This window comes from Bacillus sp. PAMC28571, from assembly GCF_014250435.1.
GTDB classification, from domain to species: domain Bacteria; phylum Bacillota; class Bacilli; order Bacillales; family Bacillaceae; genus Bacillus; species Bacillus safensis.
Genome location: NZ_CP060191.1, coordinates 385,413 through 396,507 on the forward strand (window position 1 = coordinate 385,413; position 11,095 = coordinate 396,507).

8 protein-coding genes are annotated in these 11,095 nt (G+C 40.8%); all 8 read left to right on the forward strand.

Annotation, left to right across the window (positions count from 1 at the left end; all coding sequences use genetic code 11):
• Nucleotides 1–79: 79 nt before the first annotated feature.
• From H7F25_RS01735 to H7F25_RS01770, 8 genes are read left to right on the forward strand one after another with little or no spacing between them, the layout of a single operon-like run.
• On the forward strand, nt 80–4,549 hold the full coding sequence (locus H7F25_RS01735; protein WP_185854156.1) for a non-ribosomal peptide synthetase: 4,470 nt from the start codon (nt 80–82) through the stop codon (nt 4,547–4,549).
• Nucleotides 4,546–6,087 (forward strand): serine hydrolase domain-containing protein, encoded by a 1,542-nt coding sequence (locus H7F25_RS01740; protein ID WP_185854157.1) that lies wholly within the window; start codon nt 4,546–4,548, stop codon nt 6,085–6,087. The genes H7F25_RS01735 and H7F25_RS01740 overlap by 4 nt, the downstream gene beginning before the upstream one ends.
• On the forward strand, nt 6,050–7,030 hold the full coding sequence (locus H7F25_RS01745) for a C39 family peptidase (RefSeq protein WP_151040292.1): 981 nt from the start codon (nt 6,050–6,052) through the stop codon (nt 7,028–7,030). Before H7F25_RS01740 ends, H7F25_RS01745 begins: the two co-directional genes overlap by 38 nt.
• Nucleotides 7,027–7,737 carry a thioesterase II family protein gene (locus H7F25_RS01750; RefSeq protein WP_056767853.1) on the forward strand — a complete coding sequence of 237 codons (711 nt, stop codon included), beginning with the start codon at nt 7,027–7,029 and terminating at the stop codon, nt 7,735–7,737. Before H7F25_RS01745 ends, H7F25_RS01750 begins: the two co-directional genes overlap by 4 nt.
• Complete coding sequence (locus H7F25_RS01755; protein WP_024424537.1) at nt 7,734–8,591, forward strand: 3-hydroxyacyl-CoA dehydrogenase family protein; 858 nt, start codon at nt 7,734–7,736, stop codon at nt 8,589–8,591. Before H7F25_RS01750 ends, H7F25_RS01755 begins: the two co-directional genes overlap by 4 nt.
• A 14-nt stretch (nt 8,592–8,605) precedes the next feature.
• Nucleotides 8,606–9,658 (forward strand): HAD-IIIC family phosphatase, encoded by a 1,053-nt coding sequence (locus H7F25_RS01760; protein ID WP_025092642.1) that lies wholly within the window; start codon nt 8,606–8,608, stop codon nt 9,656–9,658.
• Nucleotides 9,659–9,685: 27 nt separating this feature from the next.
• The gene (locus H7F25_RS01765) at nt 9,686–9,955 is read left to right on the forward strand and encodes an acyl carrier protein (protein WP_024424539.1); all 270 of its coding nucleotides are present in this window, start codon (nt 9,686–9,688) and stop codon (nt 9,953–9,955) included.
• Nucleotides 9,942–11,084 carry an acyl-CoA dehydrogenase family protein gene (locus H7F25_RS01770; RefSeq protein ID WP_103132282.1) on the forward strand — a complete coding sequence of 381 codons (1,143 nt, stop codon included), beginning with the start codon at nt 9,942–9,944 and terminating at the stop codon, nt 11,082–11,084. The genes H7F25_RS01765 and H7F25_RS01770 overlap by 14 nt, the downstream gene beginning before the upstream one ends.
• The last annotated feature ends 11 nt before the right edge of the window (nt 11,085–11,095 follow it).

Below are 11,095 nucleotides of genomic sequence, written 5' to 3' on the forward strand. Positions count from 1 at the left end.
AATTATTTACAAAAATACCATTATGTGATTTAATAAGTTCGTAGAAATGTTAACTATATGAAAAGTAGAGGTGGCGTAATTGACTAGTAGTTTAGTATATTGGCCATTAACACATCCGCAGCGGCGCGTGATGAACATGGAAACATTTTATCCAGAAACACCAATTAATCATATTGGCGGTATTATTTTCGTCAATGGGCCGTTGCAGCTCGATAAACTGAAGCAGGCCATTGCAACATGTATCATGACGACAGAATCTCTTCGTCTCAAGCTAGTAGAGAAAGATGATGAGATGCTTCAATACGTTGATCCAAACGCCGATCATCATATTCCTGCCTATGAGTTTTCCACACATAAAGACATGCTGGAATGGGCTGAAAAAGCCTTCAAAACACCATTTCAATTACTAGAAACCTCTCTCGCCGAATTTGCTGTATTAAAAATCGGTGAACAACAATCCGGTTATTTCATCAAATGCCATCATACAGTAGCAGATGGATGGTCGATGAAAGTAATCATCGATAAAATTAGCCAGCTTTACACTGCTCTTACACAAAGCTCCTCTATTGAACAAGAAGCAGACAATCATTCTGTTTTTATTGATAAAGAATCAAAATATATGAACTCCCCAAGATTTAAAAAAGATCAGCAATTTTGGAAAGAAACATTATCTGATGTGTCTGACAGTTATTTGGTACAGGGAACTGACCAAATCAAAGGCCATCGGCAGAGCCATTACCTTGATCGACAACTCTCAGAACGAATCTATGAATTTATAGATACCCATCATTGTTCAATCAACTCTTTATTTACTTTAGGACTCTTCGTTTACTTGCATAAAAGATACCAGCAAAAAGATTTTATTATTGGGACGCCAGTTCTCAATCGTTCCGGGCAAAAGGAAAAAGCCACGTCCGGTATGACCGTTAGCACAATGCCATATCGAATGAAGATGAACCCTCATTTATCTCTATTAGAAAGTTTGTCAGACGTTCAAAAAAGCTATAAGACTTACTTCCTGCATCAGCGTTATCCCTATGATGCACTTGTCAAGGATTTAGAGCTTGCAAAGGCAGGATATGATCAGCTTTTTCAAATCTATATCAACTCCTACAGCACAAATATGGTGCAGGAGATGGAAGGATACAAAGTGGAATACATGGAGCTTTACAATGGATTCCAGCCATATGGCTTGCAAGTAGCTGTGAAAGAATGGGATGAAAAAGGGCAAATCGAGCTGCAATATGACTACAAAATCTCAGATTACAGCAATGAAGACATCAACTTTCTACATAAAAGGATGCTTCTCTTTGTCGAGAACATACTTACCCAGCCCAAGCAGCTCTTAAAAGACGTACTGCTTATGACAGAGGAAGAGGAACATCGAGAGCTATATCAATGGAACGACACAGGCGTGCTATTCCCACAAAAGCAAAAAATTCATGAATTAATCACAGACATGTCAAAGACTTCTCCTGATCGAATCGCGATTCAGGACGGCTCTCATATCATGACATACGGTGAACTTGAGAGAAAAACCAACCAAATGGCGCATTTCCTGCAAACACATGGCTTACAGAGACATGACTTTGTTGCAATATGTATGAATCATTCACCAGAACTGATTGTACTATTGCTGGGGATTTTAAAGGCTGGAGGTGCATATGTACCGATTGATCCTGAGTATCCGCAGGAACGCATTCAGTTTATTTTGGATGACAGTCAGGCAAAGCTGTTTTTTACAGATCATGCATCTGCATACCATTTTAATGGTGATACGTACAATATCTACAACGTGTGGGATCAGTTGGATCCGTATGATGTGGAACATTCATTCATTGGAGATGATGAAGACGTCGCATACATGATTTATACGTCTGGTTCTACAGGACAGCCAAAGGGAGTGATGATTGAGCATCAAAGCTTAGTGAACTATATCATGTCTGCCAAAACAAACTATACAGATTCAGAAGATGACCATTTTGCTCTGTATTCGTCCATTGCATTTGATCTAACCATTACCTCCATTTATACGCCATTGGTTATTGGCAGTACAGTAGTCATCTATCGTCAAGAGGATCAGCCAGGCTTTTTATTAGAACATATTTTGTTTGATCAAAAAGCAAAGGTGATCAAGCTGACACCAGCTCATATGGCACTGTTAACAGATGCTGCACTGTCTCAGTCAGTGGTTAAACGGATGATAGTAGGAGGAGAACAATTATCGACTTCTTTGGCTAAAAGAATTACTGAGGCAAGTGATGGAAGGATATCCATCTTTAATGAATATGGACCAACTGAAGCAACCGTTGGCTGTATGATCCATCAGTTCCATCAAGATGATGGCGGCACATCGGTGTCAATTGGAGTGCCGATGCCGAATACAGAGATTTACCTTTTAGATGAAAATCAGCAAGTGGTGCTGCCAGGGACGATAGGAGAAATATATATTTCAGGCGCGGGTGTTGGAAGAGGATACTGGCAAAGACCTGATTTGCAGAAATCACGCTTTCTGCCCAATCCATTTGTAAGTCATCGCCGCATGTACCGAACCGGTGACATTGCGAAACGTGCAAGTGATGGAAAGATTGAATACATTGGCCGGATTGACCATCAAATCAAGCTTCGGGGCTACCGGATAGAGCTGGGTGAAATCGAACTTGCGCTTATGGCAATCGATGAAGTGGATAAAGCAGCTGTCATTGATCTAACTGATGAATCTGGAGAAAAACAGATGGCTGCTTATATTGAATTGAAAGATGAAGAGCTAACCTCCTTTTTACTAAGGAAGAAATTATCAGATCAGCTGCCAGCTTATATGGTACCTGCCTATTTTGTTGTATTAAAAGAACTCCCGCTTACCCAAAATGGAAAAATCAATCGGGCAGCACTGCCTGATCCATTGTTGTCTCAAGTGGAAACAGCTGTTGAATGGTCGAAGGAAACAGCGGACATTGAAGGGATCATAGTAGACACAGCAAAAGCCATCTTAGGGCATGAAAAGGTCGAACCGGCTGATCATTTTTATCAGCTTGGCGGCGATTCCATAAAGGCGATTCAATTTATTGCGAAGTTAAAAGACAAAGGACTCTATTTAAAAACCAAAGATCTATTTACTTATCCCATTTTTAGAGAAATGGCACAAGTTGTTCAGCAGGAACCAGTCTTACATATCTCACAAGAACAGGCTGTGGGCGATGTGAAATCGATCCCAATCATCGAATGGTTTTGGTCCCAGCGGTTAAAAGATAAACATTTCTGGCATCAATCTATCATTGTTCATTCAAAGAAAAAGATGGATGAAAGAATCGTGCAGAGTGCTTTAAAAGAGCTGGTCATTCATCACGACGGATTAAGGTTAAAAGTACATGAGGCGACAAACACCCTCTATTATGATGAAAACATTCAGGATATCCCGCTGACGATACACGATTTTACGGCATTGTCAGAAGAGAATGTGGAAGAAGCGCTGCAAGAAGTAGGATGTCAGATCAAGCAAAGGACTCATCTTTATCAAGGACCATTGATTCAGGCAGCGCTTTGTCAAACTGATTCTCAATCACATCTCATTTTTGCCGCCCATCATCTTTTAGTTGATGGTATGTCTTGGCAAATTCTTGTGGAGGATTTGATTCAATTATTTCATGCAGAGAAGGGATCAGCAGAAGTGCTTCCGCCAAAAACTCATTCATATCAAACATTTACAGAGCGGGTTAACGAGTATGCAGTATCAGAAGATGTAAAAGAGGCGTTCAATTATTGGAAAAATGTGGTTCAAGGTATTCAGCCTCTGTATCAAGTTTCTTCTAATGAGGGATATGTCAAAGACGTAGTCAAATTAACGAAGGCTTTATCAGTGGAGCTCACGGATCAATTGACCAATCAAGCGAATAAAGCGTACCAAACGCAGCCTCACGAACTGTTAATTTCAGCCTTAACGCAAGCCTGTTATCAGCAAACGAATCAAAAACGGATTTCTTTGGAATTAGAAGGTCATGGCAGAGATGCTGTGGAGGAAAATATTGATGTATCTAGAACGTGCGGCTGGTTCACCACCATGTATCCTGTGAATGTTCATGTTTCTGAATCTCTCTCAGATCACATACGGGCTGTCAAAGAAACGATACGTGAGGTGCCGAATAAAGGTGCAGAATATGGGCTGTTGTCATTCATCAATAGGCAGCTTCCTGATCATTCAGCGCCGCAATTACGGTTTAATTATTTAGGTGAAATCGATCAGGTGCTTAAACAATCATCTGATTATGAGATGTCTTACTTTACATCGGGGATAGATTCGTCATTGGATAACCCGTTAACAACCGTCATCGATATGGTCGCTACCATCAAGGGCGGTCAGCTGATTTTCCATCTTTCTTTCAGCGAAAAACAGCTGTGTGAAACAGATATGATGCAGCTATTGCAAGAGATAGAACAGCAAATTGAGCGTATGGTACAGCATTGCTTAGAACAAGAAGGGATCGAATTTACACCGTCTGATTTTGAAACAGTTGATATGTCTCTTGAAGAAATGGATTCATTATTTACATGAGGAAAAATCAGCATGTTATCTACATTTCATTTTTGTTAGCTGTCTTATGGATAAGCGGCTTTGCCGGGGGGACACATGCAAAAGCAGTGATTTCATCTAAAGCCATTGATCAAGTGATAGAGGAACAGATGGAGCTTGGGCGCATTCCCGGCATGTCCGTTGTGGTTGTGAAAAAAGACGAAGTGGTGTACCAAAAAGGGTTTGGCTATGCGGATCAAAAGAAAATGAAGAAAGTGACAGCCAGTACTTTCTTTGAAATTGGTTCTACATCAAAGGCGTTTACCGCTCTTGCTATTGTGGAGTTAGAAAAGCAAGGGAAACTTCATTTGAAAGAACCGGTGAGCAGCTATATTCCAGGCTTTTTTCCAACATACCATGGAAAGCCTCAGCGTTTGACGGTGGAGCAATTAATGCATCACACAAGCGGCATCCCCTTTCAATCCATTGCGCTTATCCAGCCAGATCATGCAAAAGATGCGCTAAAGAAAACAGTCCATCAACTGAAATCAATTGAGCTCCATCACAAGCCTGGTAGCTCCTTTGAATATGCCACCATCAACTATGATGTTCTTGGTCTCATCATTGAAAATGTGACAGGAACGTCATATGAGGCATATATGAAAGGACTGTTTAAAACGCATCATCTTAACCAAACAGAAGCTGGGCTAAAACGCATGAAATCTGGTGTTGTTTCAGAAGGATTTAAACTGCATTTCCTTGCTCCACATGCTTATGAAGCACCAGAATATCGTGGCAACACCCCTGCAGGCTATATTGTGATGAATAATCAGGATGTGGGGACTTGGCTGCAATATCAATTGACCGATTCAACTTGGTCTCGTTTTGTAAAAAATCCTGATCAGTTAACTGTGAAAGTCCCAGAAGAAGGGGAGCATGTCTATTACAATGCCGGCTGGTATATAGAAAAAACACATGGGCAGGTGGAATCACTATTTCATGCTGGATCTAATCCGAATTATTCATCATTTTTTCTGATCCAGCCAAAAGAAGACGTTGCTATCGGAGTGTTAGCCAACATGAATAGCAGCTACACAGAGAAAACGGCACGTCTTATTGCCAAAACGATGACTGGTACAAATGAAGAAGCAGAGTCATCCATGGATCCATTTCAGCTCATTGATCAATTGAGTGTGGCAGCCACATGTCTTTTTATTTTGCTGCAAATAGTGTCAGTCGTTCGTTTTATCAAATGGAGGAAACGTGTAAGAAATGGCGTTCTGGTTCGCAGGCACATTTCACTTGGCGTATGGCTGAAAAGTATCGGCTGGGTACTGCTCCTAATTGGGATATTGCTTCTGCCAATGATTCTTTCGCAACTAGCCTTTAAGGGACTGCCTTGGAAAATGACTTTTGTATGGGGACCTTTTTCTCTCATTGAATTAGCGATTTCTTATTATTTGTTTTTCATTTGGTTTTGTACGATTGGTTTCATCAAAGGATTTATGGTGACATCTACTGCTGGAAAGAGAGGACAAGAAGATGACCGTCAAACAGATTTCAGGCATTCATCCTTATAATGATTTGTTTTATCGCAGCTGTTTCTTCAATTGCTTTTTTCCAATTGTGAAGCTGAATGGTCAAGAAGTCGCTCCATATTTATTAAATGATCAATTTGCATATGGACTTACAGAAGACGGTTTGCTGCAGATTGACTGGATGTCGGCACACGATCCAGAAAAGATTATGAATTTACAGGGCATTCAAGTTGAAAAAATGACGCATTGTACCAATCTCATTGAAAAGGTCAAACAAGATGTGAGGCGTGACCGCCCGGTGATTGTATGGGTAGACCCTTACGTTCAGCGAGGTAGAAAAGAGTATTTGACAACACATAGCCGTCATTCGATTTTAATCACGGGTTTTCATGAAAATCAGCAAACCTTTCAGGTATTAGAGAATCGTCATTTAGATAATTTGTCGTATGAGCATCAAGTGCTGTCATATGGAGATGTGCAGAAAGGGTATGATACCTTTCATGATCATTTTCAGCCGAATGATCAATTCCATTCCTATGCGGCCTTCCACTTTGATCCGGTCAAGGTCTCGACTGAATTATTTGATCAAAAAACGGCTTATTTCCTGAGAAATATGCATGGTCAGATTGACGCAATCGAAAAAGGAATTACAGCTCTTGAAACATTTTATGAACAGTTTCCTCAATGGGATGATATCGAGAAGCTCGTAGCATCTTTCAATCAGATCATCAATACGAAGAAAGTAGAGATGTATCGACTGAGACTCATAAAAGGCGATCTACCTGAGCTGTTTCAATGGATGGAAAGTATTTTAGCAGAATGGGAGAAAGCGAGGCACCAGGCAGCAAAACTCTTTTTTTCAGGGGAAATGTCTAGTCGGTACCAAGCCAACATTAAAGCTTCCTTACTACAAATCATCCAAGATGAAAAAAAATGGCTGGAAATGTTGAAAATCAAATGCAAAAGGGAGTGTGGCGTGTCGTGAAGTTATTTTGCTTACCGTACGCAGGTGGAGCAAGTACCGTATTCAGTAAGTGGAAATCATATATAGACCGGTCTATAGAAATTCATGCCCTTGAACTCCCTGGGCACGGGACAAGAATGACAGAGCCTGTGCTGACAAATTTACAGCAGGTCGCAGATGATCTTTATCTACAGGCGTCCTCTTCCTTAAAAGAAGGAGAACCCTATGCCATTTTCGGTCATAGCATGGGAGCTGTACTTGCATACGAATTACAAAAAAGAATGAAAACAAGATTAAACAAAGAGCCTTGCCATGTCTTTTATTCTGGACGCTTTCCACCACATATTCCAGAGAAGAAAGTCTATCATCAGCTGTCAGATGCCAAATTAAAAGAGGCGATTATTGCGATGGGGGGCGTTCCTGAGGAACTTGCCGATAACCATGCAGTGCTTGATTTCTTTCTGCCGATTTTAAGAGCAGATTTTCAGCTTTTGGAGACTTATCAGTGTGATGAAGTCGTTCCAGCTGCTTGCCCAATTTCTATTTTTTATGGTACTCGTGATCTGCCTTCTGTGCTGTTTGATTTAGACGATTGGGATCAATATACAAGCAAAGATTGTGCGTTTTTTGAATTCGATGGAGATCACTTTTTTATTCATTCATTAACAAATGAAGTCGTAGAAAAAATCAATGTTATTTTAAAGCGAATTGGAGTGTTGGAGAAATGAACACGAAGCACGTAGGCGTGATTGGAGCAGGTGTGATGGGGGCTGATATGGCATTAGACCTTTCAGCAAATGGCTATCAAGTCACATTGGTTGATGTCACAGAAGAAAAACTAAACGAAGCACTAGAAAAGATCAAGAAAACCTATCAATTGGTGCAATTTGTGAGAAAAAAGAAAATCTCATTGTCCTTAGAAGACGTATTGTCTCAAATTCAGCTATCGACTTCATTTGAAGGCTTACATGACGCACATATCGTCATTGAAAATGTGACGGAAGATTGGGAGATAAAAAAACCCATTTATGAAGAGCTGCGAGATATCTGTTCGAAAGAAACCATCTATTTTGTAAACACGAGCTGCATTTCCATTACAAAGGTAGGGTCCCTTATGCATCATCCTGAAAAAGTTATTGGTGCACATTTTATGAACCCTGTTCCTCTTAAAGCGTTAGTTGAGGTGATTAGAGGAAAAGCAACTTCTGATGAAACAGTTGAAACGGCAAAAGGTTTCTTGAAATCCTTTGATAAAACACCTGTTGTGGTGCATGATCTTCCAGGGTTTGTTTCCAACCGTGTGCTCATGCTGACAATCAATGAAGCGATTTGGGCGGTGCAAGATCAAGTCGCGACACCAGCTGATGTCGATAAAATTTTCCGCGGGGGCTTCGGCCATAAAATGGGGCCGCTTGCGACAGGAGACTTAATTGGGCTTGATACGATTTTGAATTCATTGCTTGTTTTATACGAGAGCTACAAAGATCCGAAATTCCGCCCATGTCCTCTGCTTGTCAAAATGGTGGATGCTGGTGAGTATGGCAAAAAATCAGGTAAAGGCTTTTTCCAATATGACATGTGAGAGGAGAAAAACAAATGGCTAAACAAATCAAGTGTGTTGTCTGGGATTTAGATCATACATTATGGGATGGAATTTTACTTGAATCAGATGAAGTGACGTTAAAGCCATCGATGAAGGAAGTGCTAACAGAGCTAGATGAGCGCGGGATCCTTTTATCCATTGCAAGCCGGAATGATGAAGCTGCTGTGAGGGAAAAGCTCTCCGCCTTTGGGATCGAACATTTCTTTCTCTATCCAGAGATTCATTGGAATGCCAAATCTAGTTCATTAGAGAGAATCAGTGAGCGTTTAAATATTCATAAAGATACCATTCTCTTTATCGATGATCAGCCATTTGAACGAGAAGAAGTGAAGGCAGTTCATCCAGAGATTACTTGCTGGGATGCGGTGGATTATATGACATTGCTCACAGATGATCGACTGCGACCAGCTTTTATCACAGAGGATGCAAAACGGCGCAGAGAAATGTACATGGAAGCAGATCAAAGGCAGCAGGAAGAAGAGAAATATGAAGGGCCGCCTGAAAAATTTTTGGCCTCTTTAAATATGAAATTCGTTATATCAGAAGCAGGAGAACAAGATCTCCAGCGAGCCGAAGAACTTACCGTTCGAACCAATCAATTAAATGCAAGCGGGAAAACCTACGATTATGCAGAGCTTGATTATTTCCGTCAATCAGACAATCACTTGCTTCTCGTCTGTGAACTTGAAGATAAATTCGGTTCATATGGAAAAATAGGACTCTCTTTAATAGAAGAAACAGGTGATACATGGCATGTCAAACTACTGCTTATGTCTTGCCGTGTTATGTCACGTGGAGTCGGGACCATTTTACTGACAACGATTTTGCAAGAGGCAAAAAAGAGAGGAAAACGGCTTGTAGCTGATTTTAAACAAACCGATCGAAACCGCATGATGTATATCACTTATAAGTTTGCGAATTTCAAAGAAATCGAGAATGGGGAAGATGGCTATATTTTGTTCGAAAACGATTTAAGCATGATTCAGCCTTTCCCAGAATACGTAGATGTCAACATTGAGATAAAGCAGAAGGACCCTGCCAAATAAAAAAGCGAAAAGCGAGGAGATTGAATGATGAACCTACACGAACAAGTAAGAGCATATATCGAGCAAAACCTAGTGGTATTTGATGAGGAAATGGAGCTTGGAAATGATGATCATATTTTTGAACAAGGCTTTGTCAATTCACTATTTGCGATGAAACTAGTGAACTATATTGAACATGACTTTCACTTCCAATTAGACAATGAAGACCTCGACATTGCTAATTTTAGTACGGTCAACCGTATTGTCGCCTTAATTGAGAAAAAACAACAGGGGGCGGCTCTTCATGAAAACAGCTGAACAAACAATCGATGCTATTGAAGAAATACGACAATATTGCAATGAACATATCCGTCCATTTGCCAATGAATTCGATGAGACAGAACATTTGCCGGAGTCGCTGATTCGAGATATGGCGAAAAGAGGCTATTTGGCGGCAGGTATCCCATCCTCCTATCAAGGATTGGGGCTTGATCCGATTGCATATGGACAATTCACGGAACAAGTGGGGAAAGCTTGCTGTAACGTACGGACATTATTAACAGTGAATTCACTCGTAGGGGAAGCCATTCTTCGTTATGGAACAGAAGAACAAAAACAAGGCTGGCTCGTTGAATTAGCTAAAGGGGAAAAAATCGGTGCCTTTGCTTTGTCAGAGCCGAATATTGGCTCAGATGCCAATCATGTTGAAACTAGCTATCAAAAAAAAGGACAGTCCTATGTATTAAATGGAAAGAAAAAGTGGATTTCCTTCGGAGCGATTGCAGATTTCTTTATTGTGATTGCACGAGACGGCGAACAAGTCACGGCATTCCTTGTCGATCGAGATCAGACGGGTGTAGAGATTGAGAGAATTACTGGAATGATGGCAAATCGAGCGTCTTATTTAGCAGAAATCACTCTTGATCATGTGCAGGTACACGAAGACTGTGTCTTAGGGCCAGTTGGGGGCGGTTTTAACCACGTAGTGTCTCTGGCTTTAGACCATGGACGATACAGTGTTGCCTGGGCAGGGCTTGCCATTGCACAAGAAGCCGTTGATTCTCTCGTTACGTATTCGCGCAAAAGAACTCAGTTTAATGAAAAACTGTACAAGCATCAAATGATCAAAGGAATGATCGGAGATGCAGTCACTCAGCTCCATGCAGCGAGAGCTTTATGCCTAAAGGCTGGAGAAATGCGAGAAGCGAATCATCCTGATGCAATCACAGAAACATCCATTGCAAAATATTTTACCTCCAAAATTGCTGTCGACATTACAAATACAAATGTCCAAATCCATGGTGGGAGTGGATTTAGCCGGGAAAACTCAGCTTCAAGATTATATCGTGAAGCGAAGGTACTTGAAATTATTGAAGGGACTTCGCAAATTCAGCAGCAGGTCATTGCTAACTATGGTTTACGCCATTATTTCGTGAAACATTCTTAGAAAGAAAGGAG